The sequence below is a fragment of the Komagataeibacter saccharivorans genome, assembly GCF_004348195.1.
In the GTDB taxonomy this organism is placed as follows: Bacteria; Pseudomonadota; Alphaproteobacteria; order Acetobacterales; family Acetobacteraceae; genus Komagataeibacter; species Komagataeibacter saccharivorans.
This window is the reverse complement of record NZ_CP036404.1, coordinates 448,561-464,038: the sequence shown is the minus strand read 5'-3', so window position 1 is coordinate 464,038 and position 15,478 is coordinate 448,561. Positions and strand designations below refer to the sequence as shown.

The window sequence follows — 15,478 nt, the reverse complement described above, 5'->3', positions numbered from 1 at the left end:
GCGGCATCCGCGGTTGCATCCGCGTCACCGGCCCCGTATGGCGGCGGCCTGCATGGGCCGGTGGAATAACGCCCTGTTTCAGCCCGCCTTTTTCGCGGGCGGACGGACGGCGGTGACTTCTATTTCAACCAGCCAGCCGGGATTGGCCAGATGGGCCACGCCAAAGGCGGAACGGGTGGGCAGGTCCGGCTGCGCTGCCGTGCCGAAGAACTGGGTATAGCCCTTCATCATGCCATCGAAATCCAGTTTGCCCAGGCTGGGGTCCTGCGCCATGTAGATGTGCATCTGCACGATGTCGCCCATGGTCAGGCCGAGGGTTTTCAGCGTGTCCTCGATGCGTTTCAGCGCGCCGCGCGTCTGGGCCTGCGTGTCACCATAGGCTGCGATGGAATGCGGGTCGGCCTTCGCATCCACCACCGGCGCGCCCATGCCGCTAAGGTAGATGGTGGCGGCCCCTGCCGGTACCTCGATGGCGGACGCGATGGGGAACTTGCCCTCATGATGGCGCACGACGCCATCCGCGCCGTGGGCTGCGGGCAGGGCTGCGGCCATGGCGGACACAAGCGTCAGGATGCCAAGTGCTCTGGTGTGGCGGGGCATGGCGTTATTCCTCTTCCGGGGTGTGGGGCGGGCGCTGGGTCGCAACGTCCCGGGCGGTGATGGCATCCGTGTAATGGTTGCCGAAATGGGTGCGGATGTAATTGACGACTTCGGCAATCTGCTGGTCATTGAGGATACCGCCAAGCCACGGCATGCCGCCATACCCGTTCAGGACGACATAGACGGGGTAGGCGCTGCTCTGCAGTTTGGGATTGTCGGCAAAGGCGGGGAAACGCGCCCCGGCCCCCATCGCGCCCCGGCCATCGGGCATGTGGCAGCCCTGACAGACATGCTGGTAGACCGCCTCCCCTGAATTGAGGGGCTGGACGGGGCCTGAAAACCCGCTGGCCGTATCGGCGTGTGCGGCGACGCCCGCCACCAGCGGCAGCATGGCGGCCATGACGCCCGCGAAAACAGTCCTGCGCATCATCATCATGCCCCCTGCGCGCGCTGGTGTAGCTGTGTGACGGCGGACAGGGCGGACAGGATCGCCCCTTCCTGCCAGCACCCGACATAGGACGCATGTTCGCCCGCCAGAACCACCCGGTTATCCATGGTGCACAATGCCTTGTAATGTGTCTTGCGGGCCTGTTCGCTCCACATGGAACAGCAGCCCATGGTCCATGGCGTGCGGCTCCAGGCAAAGCTGATCCCGTTGGAAAATTCCTTGCGGTACTGCCGGGGGTGCAGCACTTCCCCCTGCGTCAGCGCCGCTTCCAGCCGCTGCGCGGGTGTCATGCCCGCGAAATCATAGGCGGCGGGACCGAACATGTACCCCCCCAGCAGGACCGCAGGCCCGCGCGACAGGTAGCCGTGGCTGGGATAGGAAATCTGGCTGATCGGCTGGTCGGTGAAGGAAATGCCGCCATAGATCTGTTCGTCCTCCTCCCAGAAGCGGCGGCGGAACTCCAGCCCCATCTTGACGGAGGACGCATAGGGCACCGCCATGATGGCCGCCTGCATCGCCGGGCTGACCTGCACATCAAGCTGCGACAGGACGGGCAGCGGAATGGTGCATACGCAGTAATCGGCCTGTGCCTCACGCACAACGCCGCCGTGGTTCATGTCGCCATAGGTAACGCTTACGCCCCTGTCATTCTGGTGAATGGCCGAGACGCGGCAGTTCAGGGTTATCAGGTCATGCACCTGCCGGGTGAACCCCCTGCCGATCATGTCCATGCCGCCCACGGGCTGGAACATGGTGGTCTGCATGTCAAGATGTTCGTGAAAGGCCATCCACGTCCACAGCCCCGAACGCATCACGTCCTTGCGCGCCAGCAGCCCGGACGGCACGGGGGCGCCGTCCGGCCCGGCGCCGGCGGCCTTTTCATACCCGCGTGTTTCCGATGTCAGGCGGCCCTTGCGATAGGCCATGGAGGCATCAAGGTTGCCCCATTCGCGCATGGCGGCGCGCAGGTATTCGTGTTCATCCGCGCCAACCACGTCATCCAGCCGGTGCTGGTCGATGGCCTTGGCCAGAAGTTCCGCCGTGAACCCGTGGAAATCGGCAGAAAACTCCCGATACCGCACCGGGCTGCCGTTGAAGGCGGATGAGGAATGGAGCCATGAATTGTGGTTCAGTTCCACAAACGGCTCAAGCTCGATGCCGAATTCCCGGCAGTAATGCAGCAGCCCCTGATGGTGGTAGGGAATGCGCCACGGGCCGGGATTGATGTAGTTGCCGGGCGCGAAGCCGACCTTCTGCGTGGCCCCGCCCAGTTCGGTAATGGTGTCGCCGCCGCGCAGGCTGATATTGCGCCCGCCGCTGCGGCCCTGAAACTCCAGCACCTGCACCTGATATCCGGCCTTGCGCAGTTCATGGGCCGCCAGCATGCCCGCAAGTCCCGCCCCCAGCACCAGTACGCGCGTGCCCCGCCGCGCCCCGGTCAGGACGGGTGGGCCGCTAAAGTCGGTTCCCTGCGCATGGCCGAGGGAGGTCATGGCCTGATAAAGCGCCGCACTGCCCGCAAGCGCGCCGATACGGGTCAAAAGCTGTCGGCGTGTAGGAAGACCCCTGCGTCCGGTATCCGGCATCCATAAACTCCTGTCGGCTGGAAGACTATTTTCTCACCCCAATTCGAAACGAATAACTCACTATTTTATAATATAAAAGTACCTTTGCGCATGCAGACAGCATTCAGCCCGCCCCGACTTTGGACGCAACAGTCCACGCCCGGTCATTTCGACAGCGCGACAGGTCGGCATTCCCGCGCGGGCGACGGGTCGCGCGGGATCGTTCACGATTGGGTGCGGACGGGATAACGGGAAACGCAAGGCAGGCGGGCTACGGCCCCCGCCTGCGGTGTGAAGGATGCCGGGGATGAAGGGGTCCGTAGGTCGGTGCCGTGGCACGGCAGGCGCCGCAAGCAGATTGCAGGCGGGGATGACAGGCGGTCCGTCCATGGCGGGCCGCTGAAACGGCCCGTCCGCCCACGGGCCGGGCGCAGGCGCAGGGGCGGACGGGGATCTGGCACGAAAGCGGGCGTTTACGGCGGTCGGCACAGGGGCATGCGGCGCTCGATTTTCCCGATGATCGCAGGGTTGAAATCGCTCTGGACCAGATGCAGTTTCCGGCGCACGAAATCCATGACCCACAGGAAACACACATCAATGCCGATGCGCGGCAGCGTGCGCAGCGCCAGCACGAAATGCCGCGTCTGCAACGACCATAGCAGATACTGAAGCCACAGCGCCTTTTCCCGGTAATCCAGAATCATCCGCACCCGCGCATAATCCGCGCGCTGCCGCCCATGCGCGCACAGCCATTCACGCAGCAGGCGGTTGACCTCTATCTGCCCGGTCGTGGGCGTGGTCAGTTGCGACAGGGAATGCGTGCGGACCGAGTAGGCGTAAAGCGGCGTGGAAACGAACCGCATCCGCGCCCCGGAAACCAGCAGGCAGGCATAGAACAGGAAGTCTTCGCCCAGATGGACCGTTTCATCATAGCGCACGCCCGCGCGTTCGATGGTGCTGCGGCGCATCACCGCCTTTATCAGCCCGATATTGCGGGTGTCCTTGCGTCCGGGCCAGTCCATCAGCACGAAATCGGACAGCGGAATATCCGCCCCGCCCTGCATCCACGCATCGCGCATGGTCAGGCCAAGTGTGCGCCCGGTGCCGAATTCAACCAGTGTCTGCTGGTCCGCCACCAGATCGACGCCATGCTGTTCCAGCACGTCCACCATAATCGCCAGTCGCTGCGGCAGCCATACGTCGTCAGCATCCAGCACCGCGACGAACGCGCCACGCGCCATGTCCAGCCCCCGGTTCCGCGCGGCGGAAACACCCATGCGCTCAGGCTGGTGGAGCACAGTGACGCGCGCGTCCTGATCGTGGATCGCGCCGACCACATCGACCGTATTGTCGGTCGAGGCGTCATCAACCACGATCAGTTCGAAATCGCCCAGTGTCTGCGCCAGAACCGATGCGATGGCATTGCCGATGAAGTCGCCGCCATTCCATACCGGGATGATGACGGTTACTTTTGGTGATGCAGTTGTATCCATGGATTTTCTCCTGGACAGGTTTGTTATACTGCCTGGTGAGAGATTGTATTTCCTGTAATATCTACGCACACCCGGATGCAGGGATGCCCCTGATCCCGGCCCGTGGTGATCTTTCCTGCCGTGCCGGGGTATCGAAGCCCCCAGCGGGGCTGAAGTCATGGTCATCTGCCCCCGGGGCGGCGGGCTGCGTGCCCGGGGGCATAACGTCGCGTTTATCAAACCGTTCTATGCAGGGGAATGTGGCATATTGTTACCGGGCACGACATGGCGTGAAATAATACGGTCCCTGCCCCGCACCCTGCCCATGCCAGGTTTCCGTATCGCCCGCGCGGCGGATCGGGGGTGGGCCTTCATGAAATGAATAAAGTATTAATCGCGTCTTTTTTATGGTTTTTATGAATTTTATTTATCGTTACAGAAAAACTGCCCTGCGCCCGCTCCATCTTTTGCGCGGCCGCATTCCCCGTGATCCCGCGGCGCGGACAGGAAATAAAGCCGGAAGGTCATGACCCGGCGGGACTGTGTTATGACGTGATATTCTGTCACGCCAAAAAGAAACTCCGCTGCGGTCGCGCTGTTGTTTCAATTTAAACCATCACCATTTCAGGAAGGGCCGTATTATGGAACAGTCAGATGACATGTCCCCCGCCATCATCATGGCCATGACCGATATTGTTGCGGCGCATCTTGGCAATACCAATACATCCGTGCCTACGGCGGATGTTCCCGCCTTCATCCGCGATGTTTACGCCGCAATACGCGAAATAGCGCCACAACCCGCACCGGAACCCGCCCACCGGGTGCAGCCGCCCGCCGTGCCGGTGGACCAGTCGGTCTTTCCCGACCATATCGTCTGTCTGGAAGACGGGCGGAAGCTCAAGATGCTGCGCCGTCACCTGATGACGAATTACCATATGACCCCCGCGCAGTACCGCGCGAAATGGGGCCTGCCGGGTGATTATCCGCTGGTCGCCCCCGATTACGCGAAAAAGCGGGCTGATGTGGCGCGGGAAACCGGTCTGGGCCGCAGGATCGTGCCCCATTCCGCAACACCCGCATCCGCGCCCGAACCCCCTGCGCCGGACACGGCAGCCCCCGCTGCTACGCAGGCCGCCGCCCGGACCGAACCTGATAAGGTCGAACCCGACGAAGCGACCCCCGCAAAGCCCGCGTCCAAACCATCCCGCCGCGCCGCCGCCCGGACAGCACCCGCCCCGGCCAGACCACGCCCGACGCGCAAGGCCCCATCGCGCGGCAAGGCAAAATCATCCTGATCCCATATGACGGCATACTCAGGGCGGGCTGAACTCAAGGCCCATCCTGTCCGGCTTCATCTGACAGCCGGTTACTGATCCAGAAGCAGGCATGAAACAGATCATTCACGCCTGTAAATCCGGGACGTACGGTAATTTTACTGGAGACGGGGATTATTCACCCATACGCAGTATTTTGATTCATGCCGGACCTCTTTTATGACGGTCAAGGAAGTAAGGACAAGCTGGAATAATTCGGCCATTCAACTCCGCATGCCTCTTCCACAAGGGGCTGGTGGGCCACCTGCAGTATGTGCCCGGTTACAGCGTGATGGAAATGACTGGAAGATTTATCAGGCAGACCCATTTCCCGATACTGACCTGCCTGATTGTGCGGGCAGATAGGTAATTGATTAAGGGTATGGTTTCTTCCCAGGACAGATACGCACTGACTACAGGTGTTTCAGACACCTTCATAAAAAACCGCTTCGGAAGCCTGCGTGCTTCCTGATCGTGCGTTTTTCAGACAGTATTCACCAATGCCGCCCTTATGAAAAAAGGCGGCATCAGGAACGTTTTATTATCAGAAAGCGGCATGAACCCTGCGGCGCGTGGGGTCAGGCCAGCCCTTCTTCCGTCATGGCCTTGCGGGCGGCGGGACGGGCAAAAACCCGGTCGCGCAGCGCACATGCGCGGGGGTAGGCGGAAAGATCCACGTTGACATGGGGCGCCCAGCTCAGGATCACCGCCAGCAGCGCATCGGCCTGCGTAAAGCCTGCGGGCAGGAGATGGCCGTTTTCACCCGCCGTCAGGATGGCTTCGACCTGCTTCATCCGCCGGGTGATGAGCGCCAGTATCCGCTCGCGCATGACATCGGGCAGGTCGGGGGCAAACAGGGGACCGAAGGCTGAATGCACATCCTCGCAGAAGCCAAGCGCTTCCAGCAGGCGGGCATGTTCCAGCGAATGCGGCGCGGGCCTGAACGCCGGGTTTTCCGACCGGCTGCCGATATAGGGCAGCACCGCCACGTTCTGCGTAAGGACGACGCCGGGCGAAATCTCCAGCGCGGGCACGGCGCCACGCGGGTTGATCTTCAGATAATCGCGCCCGTCGGCTGTTGTCTTGGCCTTCAGGTCCACCTGTTCCAGACTGTAGGGCAATCCCGTTTCAACAAGAATGATATGCGAGGCAAGGGAACACGCACCCGGAGCATAATAAAGCTTCATCGTTCCGTCCTTTGGTTAAGGCGCGTGAAGGGAAGCACATGGACCTGCAAATAGGAAGCGTTCATCACGGCGAACACCCCTGCCCTACGGACAACATTCCGCCATGCCTGCGCATGCTGTCCCCGACACGGATGCGGCCGGTCGAAATCAGATCCCCTGAAGGGCAGCCTTCAGATGTTCCAGCCGGTTTGCGACGTGGCGGTAGTTCAGGGCCTTTTCGACATGGCGCAGGTGGACATCCATCAACCGCGCGGCTTCCGTCGGGTCGCCCTTTTCCAGCGCATCAATGATCTGGCCATGTTCGCAGCATGATTCGTGCGCGTCATGGGTGGATTGATACAGGGCCGCAATCAGCACCGTGCGTGTCGTCAGGTCCTGCAACAGGGAACCGATCACGGGATTGCCAAGGGTTTCGGCAAGGCAGACATGGAAATGGCCCAGAAGATAGCTGCGCTGCGCGCGGTCGCCCGATGCAAGCGCCTGCTGTTCAGACAGGACATGCTCGCGCAATGTGCGGATCTGCGCGGGCTGGATGTCATGGATGGTGACGAGCATTCCCACCTCCAGCGCGCGCCGGGCATCGATCGTGTGGCGTGCCTCCTCCACGGATGGTTCGATGACGAACCATCCCCGGCGGGGCGAGACTTCGACAATGCCACGGGCCTGCAGGCGCATCATGGCTTCCCGGACAAGCGTGCGGGAGACATTGAAAATCTGGGAAAGATCTTTTTCGCCCAGTCGCTCCCCCGGGGCGATATGACCCGACAGGGCCGCCCGGATGATGCGATCCTCGATGATGTGAGGATTTCTGTCAGCCGTTTTGTCTTGCTCTTGCATACCAGTGAGTATGCGCAAGCGGACAGGGTTTGGCAACGCAATCAATGTGCCAGCCGGTTTCCGGCCGCCGCGGGCCAGCGCCGCCGCCGGCATGGTGTTTCATAACGGCAACAGAACACAAAAAACGCAAAACGGCGCAGGACCGGCTTTATTTCACATAAGTATATGATGAAAAACGGTTTATATCGCGAAAACGATACCAGAACACCCTGATTCCTGTTTCCGTAACCGTTTCGGCTGCGCACATGCGCTCGTTTCGGTGTGCATTGCATCTTGTATGCAAGATCGTATTCGTTATGGTTGTTTCCTGATAGACCATTTGGTGTTCAAGGATGCTGGCAGGAAATCCCCGGTATCTGGAAAGGTATAGAGTGTAACGAAATGCGTTTTTGCCGATCGCTGTTTTTCCAGATCGTGCTGGCGACCGTGCTTGGCGTCACGTTGGGCCTTGCGACGCCGGGTATCGCGGTGTCGCTTAAACCGCTGAGCGACCTGTTCTTGAGGCTGATCGCCATGCTTGTGGGGCCGCTTGTTTTCTGCGTGGTGGTGCAGGGCATCGCCGGGGCGGGCAACCTGCGCACGGTGGGGCGGATCGGCCTGAAGGCGCTGGTCTATTTTGAAGTCACAACCACCATCGCCCTATGCCTTGGTGTGGCGGCGGCGGCGATATTCCAGCCGGGGGCCGGGATGAATATCGATGCTGGCGCGCTGACACAAAGCCTGCCCGGCCAGTTCGGGGACAGTGCGGCGACCCTGCGCCATGATGGTCTGGTGGGTTTCCTTTTACATCTCGTGCCCCAGAATCCCCTCAGCGCGTTTGTGCATAACGATGTGCTGCAGGTTCTTGTGTTTGCGATCCTGTTCGGCTGCGGGCTGTCCATGGCCGGGGAGCAGGGAAAACCGGCGGCGGCGCTGATTGATTCAGTCGCGGCTGTCCTGTTTCGCATAATGGGCATGGTCATCCGGGTGGCCCCGATCGGGGTTCTGGGGGCGATCGCCTATACCGTCGGTCATTTCGGCGCAGGCTCCCTTGGGCAGCTTGGGGTGTTTGTCGCGCTGTATTCGGCGCTGGTTGCAGTGTTCGTTCTGGTCGGGCTCGGGCTGCTGCTGCGGCTGTGTGGCATCAGCATCTTTTCCTTCATCTGGTACCTGCGCACGGAACTGACGGTTGTTCTGGCAACCACGTCATCCGATGCGGTGCTGCCGCAGATCATGGAAAAGCTGGCCGCCATCGGCATACCGCGCGAAGTCGTGGGGCTTGTCATCCCGACGGGATATTCCTTCAACCTTGATGCGCTTTCCATCTATCTGGGGCTTGCGGTTCTCTTTCTGGCCCAGGCATCGGGGGTTCACCTGACCTGGACACAGATATTCCTGGTTACGGGTACCGCCCTCGTCACATCGAAAGGCGCGCATGGCGTGCCGGGGGTGGCGATTGTCATTCTTGCCGCAACGCTGGCGGTCGTGCCGGAAATCCCGCCTGTCGGGCTGGTGCTTCTGGTTGCGGTGGACTGGTTTATCGGCATTGCGCGGGCGCTGGGCAATGTCATGGGCAACTGCATCGCAACCATTGCTGTCGCGAAATGGGAAGGCCGGCTGGATGTGGCCACGGCCCAACGTGTCCTGCGTTCGGCGCGGTCAGGGCAGTAGAACAGTTAAAATATAAGTTCAGGCTGAAATCTGTATTTCTTAAATCTGTGTGGAAAACACCTAACGTTACCAGACGAGGTTCTTCATGTCGTCCCGTCCATTCTTCGTCAAACTGCATCTGGGTCTTACGGCATCGGTTTCCTGTGCCGCGATGATGCAGGTCTCCTCCCTTGCTGCGGCGACGCCCGTGGTGGCGCAGAAGCCCGCCAGGGCGCATGTCCATCAGGCATCCGGGCAGGGCGTGGCGAAAGATCATGCCGCCGTACCCCACGCCGCGCCCGAAAGCATAAAGGTCAGCGCCGCGCGTGCCGTGCAGTTCCGCCGCGAACAGCATGTGCCTGATTCCGCCACCCATATTTCGGGCAAGGAACTGGTGGAGCGGAACGTGCGCGCCATGACAGACCTGATCCGCGTGGCGCCGAACCTGAGCATACAGCCATCCAACGGGTCCGCGGGCCTGAATTTCGTGCTGCGCGGGGTGGGCATGGCGGACCTGACGCAGAACAACATCCCGTCGGTCATGCCGTATGTCGATGGTGTCGCCCTGCCCGTTACGGTCATGACATCGGCCATCATGTACGACATGGACAACGTGTCGGTAAATCCGGGGCAGTCCGGCTTCACCCATGGCATGACCACCACCGGGGGCGAGATCAATTTCCATACGGCGGACCCCACGCCCCAGTTCCACGCGGGCGTTACGGAAGACATCGCCAGTTACGGCCGTAACCGCGTGGAAGGTTTCGTATCCGGCCCGATATCACGTTCGGTTTCATACCGGATTTCGGGCATGTCCATGACGGGCGGGGGATTCCAGCATAACAGTCAGGGTGCCGGTTACGGGAATGCGGATATCGGTGCGCTGCGTGGCAAGCTGAAATGGCAGATTGACGACACCACCCGTCTGGACGTGGGTGGACACTGGAGCACCGACCAGTCCGACGCCCCCGGGGGCGCGGTCATGGTGAACAGTTATGGCGTACCCGCCAGCACCGACCTGATGCAGACGAACTGGGGCCTGAGCAAACAGTTCGCCAATGCCATCGGGGTGAACCCGGCCAACCAGAAGCCGCGTGAAAACAACCTGTCATGGGGCGTGAACATCCATTTCACCAAGGATTTCACGTGGGGAAAGCTGAGTTCAACCAGCGCGTACGAGATGCTGGACGAACATGAACTGTCGGACCAGACCAATACCGCGCTGGCTTATGGCAACATGTACCGTAATAACCAGACCAATTTCTTCTCGCAGGAAATAAAGCTGGAATCCAGTAATGCGGCGGACCGGCTGCAATGGGCGGTGGGCATGTACTATAACCGTGGCCGGACGAATGACAATTTCTGGTATGACATGTCCGACCGCTATGCATCGAGCGATAACGGCAAATACTTCTACAAAACAGCTTATGGGCAGGACGAGCAGACCTTCAACCAGTATGCCCAGCTTTCATACCGGCTGGTTCGCGGGTTGCGCCTGATTGGCGCGATCAGCCATGAATCGGATGATCGCCAGCTTATTAACCTGGTGGGCACGACCTATGAGGGCACGGCCGCGCCCAGGGTCCAGTCATTCGGGTCCAGCGGCGCGCTTGCCAACCAGTTTTCGGGTCGGGTGGGGCTGGAATACCAGATCACGCACGACATCATGACCTATGTCGATTTCCGTCGTGGTTTCAAACCGGGCGGTTTTTCGGCAAACATGACCAGCGTTGCCGCGCAGCTACGCCCCTTCAAGCCTGAACAGGTGCTGAGTTATGAAGGCGGCTTCAAGACATCCTTCATGAATGACCGCATCCGTTTCAATGCCGCCGGTTTTTACTATGACTATCGTGACCAGCAGCTTCTGGGAACGATCGTGGTGCCGCAGTACGGCACGGAAGGCACATATGTAAACGCGCCGCGTTCCTATATTTACGGTGCGGAATTCAACGCCATGGTCCGCCCGTTCCGGGGCATGACCCTGTCACAGAACTTCGGCTACCAGCATGGCGTGTACAGCCAGTATCAGGGCGTCAACAAATCCGCCACCACCGATCTGTATAATGCGACCGGGCAATGGACGGCGGTGAACACCAATTACAACGGTGCGGGCATGGGGCTGGCCAACCTGACCCTTAGTGGCGCCGCAACATATACATGGAAACTGTTGCGCAATTACCGCATGACGTTCGATGTCGATTACAGTTACCGTGGCGCGCAGACCCAGCCACAGTATATCGGCTATGGCGGATATTACCGCGCGCCCGCATATTTTCTGGTCAACAGCTTCCTGACATTCTCCGCCCCCCAGCAGCACTGGTCCGTAACCGTATATGGCCAGAACCTTGCCGACCGGCATTACTGGCTGTCCGGTGGCACGCAGTCCACATTCTATTCCGTCATTCCGGGGAACCCGCGCTTTGTGGGCGCGCGCATCAACTGCACCTACTGATTTGTAACCGGAATACATGGCCGCCCCCCACCATCGGGCACCGCCATGATCGCGCGCCCCCTTCCCCGGCCCGTGCGGACACGGACGAAGCCCTGCGCGCGATGACCACTTTTATCGGACTTTTTGAGAGACGTTTCGGATGACCCAGACATTTTACGGCCAGATCAACCCTCCCGCCCGGCTGCTGATGGGGCCGGGACCGGTCAACGCGCATCCGCGCGTGCTGCGCGCCATGGCGGCCGACATGCTGGGCCAGTTCGACCCCGAAATGACGGGTTACATGAACCAGACGATGGACCTCTACCGTCAGGTTTTCATGACCGCAAACCGCTGGACCTTCCTTGTGGACGGCACGGCCCGCGCCGGGATCGAGGCGGCGCTGGTCTCGCTGGTCGAACCGGGGATGAAGCTTCTTGTGGTGCGGGCGGGCCGCTTCGGGCTGCTCCTGTCCGAAATTGCTGCGCGCATCGGGGCGGAAATCGTAACGCTGGACATCCCGTGGGGCGAGGTCGCAACCCCTGAACAGATCGAGGATGCGATCATCACCCACCGCCCGCATGTGCTGGCCTGCATCCATGGCGATACCTCCACCACCATGGCCCAGCCGCTCGATGGCGTGGGCGCGCTGTGCCGTAAATATGACGTGCTGTCCTATGTCGATGCCACGGCGACGCTGGGCGGCATGGCGGTTGCGACCGACCGCTGGGGCGTGGACGTGGTCAGCGGCGGCCTGCAGAAGTGCATGGGCGGACCGCCGGGTTCCGCGCCGATTACCGTATCAGACCGGGCGGCGGCGCATATCTTCTCGCGCCGCCATGTCGAAGCCGGTATCCGGGGCAGCGACACCACCGATGGCGCGCAGGCGCGCATTCCGTCGAACTATCTCGATCTGGCGATGATCATGGATTACTGGTCCGAAAAGCGCCTCAACCACCATACCGAGGCCACCAGCATGCTCTACGCCGCGCGTGAAGCCGCGCGCATCATGGTGGAGGAAGGGCTGGAAAACCGCTTTGCCCGCCATGCCAGCGCATCGCGCGCGATGTGCGCGGGGCTGCGTGCGATGGGTCTGGAACTGTTTGGCAGCGACGCGTACCGCATGACCAACGTGACGGGCGTGTACATTCCCGCCAGCGTCGATGGCGAACGGGTGCGCGGCCGCATGCGCGAGGATTTTGAAATCGAGATCGGCACCGCCTTCGGCCCGCTGCAGGGCAAGGTGTGGCGCATCGGGGCCATGGGCTACAATGCCGAGAAGTCGAAGGTGCTGCTCACCCTCGGCGCGCTCGAAGCCGTGCTGCGTCAGGAGGGCCATGCCTTTACCGCGGGCGCAGGCGTGGATGCGGCCCTTGCAGCTTACAACGCCATGACGGTTCCCGCCTGACCGATAACCTCACGTCAGGACGGGTTACCGGCAACAGGCATGACTTCCGCTGCCTGCTTTCCTGCAAACCAGCGGGTTTTCAGATATTTATTCCGCTTTGGGCGTAAAGACCTGAAAAACCCATACATGATCAGGCTGTTTTTCTGGCCGCTGCCCGCGCGGCTTCCTTTTCTTCCTCGGTCCAGATCTTGCGCTCGCGTTTGACCTGCGGCTTGATTTTCTTGACCGGCCCGCCACCCAGAACCGGTGCCCGCATGGTCGAGTTCCGCGCCGCTTCCGAATGCCACGGATGATCGGTGTGGACCGTCAGGCTGCGTCCGATCTCGCGCTCCACATCATGCAGCCACGCACGCTGCTCGGCATCGCACAGGGTAATGGCGATGCCGCTGCGTCCTGCGCGGCCGGTGCGGCCTATGCGGTGGACATAGCTTTCGGGCAGGCTGGGCAGGTCATGGTTGAAAACATGCGTGACCGTATCGACATCGATGCCGCGCGCCGCAATATCCGTCGCCACCAGCACCTGCACGCTGCCATCGCGGAACGCATTCAGCGCCCGCTCCCGCTGTCCCTGCGACCTGTTGCCGTGCAGGGCCTCGGCCGTGATGCCCGCCCCGGTCAGAAAGGCGCAGACTTCGTTGGCGATGTTCTTCTGCAGGGTAAAGACGACTGCCTGACCGATCTCCGGCGCCTTCAGTTGCGCGAGGAGGGCTTCTTTCTTGTTGGCTGCATCAAGGAACATGACCGACTGTTCGATCCGGTCCACGGTGGTTGAAGGGGGCGCGATTTCCACCCTGGCCGGATCACGCAGAAGGCTTTCAACCAGGGCTGCGATGGACTTTGGCATCGTTGCGGAAAACAGCACTGTATGGCGATCCTTCGGCAGGGTCGCGACAATGCGCTCGATCGGCCTGGCGAAACCCATGTCGAGCATCTGGTCGGCCTCATCCAGCACCAGTGCCTCAAGCTGCGACAGGTCGCACAGCCCCTGCTCGATCAGGTCCAGCAGCCGCCCCGGCGCGGCCACGATGATATCCACGCCATCCCTGAGCGCATTGACCTGATGCAACTGGCTGACGCCGCCGAAGATCGTTGTCACGCTGAACGGCAGGTGACGGCCAAAGCTCTCGAACCCGTCCGCGATCTGCGAGACCAGCTCACGCGTCGGCGCAAGGACAAGGACGCGGGCACCGCCCCGGGGCGCCGGACGGGGGTCCGCGGCAAGGCGATGCAGCAGCGGTAGCGCGAAGGAAGCCGTCTTGCCCGTGCCTGTCTGGGCCATGCCCAGCAGGTCGCGGCCTTCCAGCAGCATCGGGATCGACCGGGCCTGAATGGGTGTCGGGTTCACGTACCCTTCCTCGGCCAGTGCAAGGAGCACGGGCTCCGCGAGGGAGAGGTCGGCGAAAGTCATGGACATGGTGAAGCGGCGCCTCCGGCGCTCGGTAAGGCTGCGCCTGGTCGGGCTTCGCTGGTTGAAAACGAGGGCTTTTTACGGAGGATGTTCAACTGCGTCAATATGACGCAACGGGACGGCGGCACGTCCTGCCCTGAAGCAGCCGTATTAAGGAACGGCCCCCCGTCCAGCCAGACCGGCCGCAGGCTTTCAGGGACTACCGCGCGGGTGGCCCTTCCGGTGGGGGCAGGGTTGCGCGGATTTCGTTGGAATAATCGGGGTCGATTACGGCGCCGGGCGGGCGGATGATGCGGCTTGCGGCGTGCAGCGCGTTAAAATCGGGGTAGCGTGCCGGGTCGTAGGGACCAAGCAGGTCCATGTCATAGGCCATGGCCGCCGTATGCCCGCTGAGGATGACCCGCCAGTCCAGCCGGTAGCGCAGCCGCGCGCCCGCGCGGGCCAGTATGCCGGTGGTGCAGTTATCGGTCAGCGTGTTGTACCATACGGGATGGGCGATGATGTCATGTATCGCGCCGACATAGCTCAGGAACAGCCGCTCACGCACGGCGGGGGTTATGTTCAGGCGGTACAGATATACGCGCTCGCGCCGTGTGTCGGTGCGCACGCCAATCAGGTCACGTTCATCGGCGGTGACGAAAAACAGTTCGTAATGATGAAAGAACCCCGCAAGGGTGGAATAGGGAAAACGCGCCTGCCGCCGGGTCTCGATCGAGATGGCGAGGTGTTTCCCATCCGCGAAGCCGAAGCTGAGGAACACATGCGCAATCGCGTCCCCCGCCCAGTAGGAGGTGACAAGGTCCACGCGCTCAAGCTGCTTCAGGTCATAGGTGGCGTCATACCATGCGGGTATGTAATCGCTCTCGCTCCGGTAACGGAAGTTGCGGACATGGCGCACATGCACCACATCGCCGTCACGCCACGCATCGGCGGGAATGGCGTATTCCTCGGCCCAGTCACGGTCATTGCGCGGCGGGTCGGTTACGTACCACGCCGCATACACGCCAAGCACCGCCACCCGTCCCGCGCGCGCCAGCCAGACCGGGCGCAGCCACCGTGCCCCCACCATCACCACCACGAACCCGCCGGTCAGCCCCAGCCGCAGCGCATCGGGCATGAGGGTGGAATAATACAGCCCCCCTGCCCCCAGCGCCACGCCCGCAAGGCCCGCCATGCGCGTAAT

The 15,478-nt window shown here is 61.6% G+C and carries 12 protein-coding genes; 4 read left to right on the top strand and 8 right to left on the bottom strand.

Annotated features, from left to right (window positions below; all coding sequences use genetic code 11):
* Positions 1–78 precede the first annotated feature (78 nt).
* From KSAC_RS01955 to KSAC_RS01940, 4 genes are all read right to left on the bottom strand, one after another.
* Positions 79–600 (bottom strand): RidA family protein, encoded by a 522-nt coding sequence (locus tag KSAC_RS01955; RefSeq protein ID WP_102323791.1) that lies wholly within the window; start codon positions 598–600, stop codon positions 79–81.
* A 4-nt stretch (positions 601–604) separates the two neighbouring features.
* Positions 605–1,027, bottom strand: coding sequence for a c-type cytochrome (locus KSAC_RS01950; RefSeq protein ID WP_174234164.1), 423 nt, complete (start codon positions 1,025–1,027; stop codon positions 605–607).
* Between the two features lie 5 nt (positions 1,028–1,032).
* On the bottom strand, positions 1,033–2,634 hold the full coding sequence (locus tag KSAC_RS01945; protein ID WP_102323792.1) for a flavin monoamine oxidase family protein: 1,602 nt from the start codon (positions 2,632–2,634) through the stop codon (positions 1,033–1,035).
* A 452-nt stretch (positions 2,635–3,086) separates the two neighbouring features.
* Positions 3,087–4,106, bottom strand: a complete 1,020-nt coding sequence (locus KSAC_RS01940) for a glycosyltransferase family 2 protein (RefSeq protein ID WP_165927271.1) — start codon at positions 4,104–4,106, stop codon at positions 3,087–3,089.
* A gap of 620 nt (positions 4,107–4,726) precedes the next feature.
* Between KSAC_RS01940 and KSAC_RS01935 the strand changes: the two genes are divergently transcribed.
* Positions 4,727–5,380, top strand: a complete 654-nt coding sequence (locus tag KSAC_RS01935) for a MucR family transcriptional regulator (RefSeq protein ID WP_132303890.1) — start codon at positions 4,727–4,729, stop codon at positions 5,378–5,380.
* Positions 5,381–5,976: 596 nt separating this feature from the next.
* On the opposite strand, the gene KSAC_RS01930 is transcribed toward KSAC_RS01935, so the two are convergent.
* Positions 5,977–6,585: a glutathione S-transferase family protein gene (locus KSAC_RS01930; RefSeq protein ID WP_102323796.1), complete on the bottom strand. Its 609-nt coding sequence runs from the start codon at positions 6,583–6,585 to the stop codon at positions 5,977–5,979.
* Between the two features lie 147 nt (positions 6,586–6,732).
* Positions 6,733–7,422: a GntR family transcriptional regulator gene (locus KSAC_RS01925; RefSeq protein WP_102323797.1), complete on the bottom strand. Its 690-nt coding sequence runs from the start codon at positions 7,420–7,422 to the stop codon at positions 6,733–6,735.
* Positions 7,423–7,803: 381 nt separating this feature from the next.
* Here KSAC_RS01925 and KSAC_RS01920 point away from each other — a divergent pair, with 381 nt between their 5' ends.
* From KSAC_RS01920 to KSAC_RS01910, 3 genes are all read left to right on the top strand, one after another.
* Positions 7,804–9,072 (top strand): cation:dicarboxylate symporter family transporter, encoded by a 1,269-nt coding sequence (locus KSAC_RS01920; protein WP_110547814.1) that lies wholly within the window; start codon positions 7,804–7,806, stop codon positions 9,070–9,072.
* 85 nt (positions 9,073–9,157) lie between these two features.
* Positions 9,158–11,503: a TonB-dependent receptor gene (locus tag KSAC_RS01915; protein ID WP_243705263.1), complete on the top strand. Its 2,346-nt coding sequence runs from the start codon at positions 9,158–9,160 to the stop codon at positions 11,501–11,503.
* A gap of 139 nt (positions 11,504–11,642) precedes the next feature.
* On the top strand, positions 11,643–12,887 hold the full coding sequence (locus tag KSAC_RS01910; protein WP_132303888.1) for a pyridoxal-phosphate-dependent aminotransferase family protein: 1,245 nt from the start codon (positions 11,643–11,645) through the stop codon (positions 12,885–12,887).
* A gap of 130 nt (positions 12,888–13,017) precedes the next feature.
* Here KSAC_RS01910 and KSAC_RS01905 read toward each other — a convergent pair whose 3' ends face one another.
* Together KSAC_RS01905 and KSAC_RS01900 are read right to left on the bottom strand one after the other, a co-directional pair.
* Positions 13,018–14,301, bottom strand: coding sequence for a DEAD/DEAH box helicase (locus KSAC_RS01905; protein WP_102323800.1), 1,284 nt, complete (start codon positions 14,299–14,301; stop codon positions 13,018–13,020).
* Between the two features lie 193 nt (positions 14,302–14,494).
* Complete coding sequence (locus KSAC_RS01900) at positions 14,495–15,469, bottom strand: Lnb N-terminal periplasmic domain-containing protein (protein ID WP_132306035.1); 975 nt, start codon at positions 15,467–15,469, stop codon at positions 14,495–14,497.
* Positions 15,470–15,478: the final 9 nt, after the last annotated feature.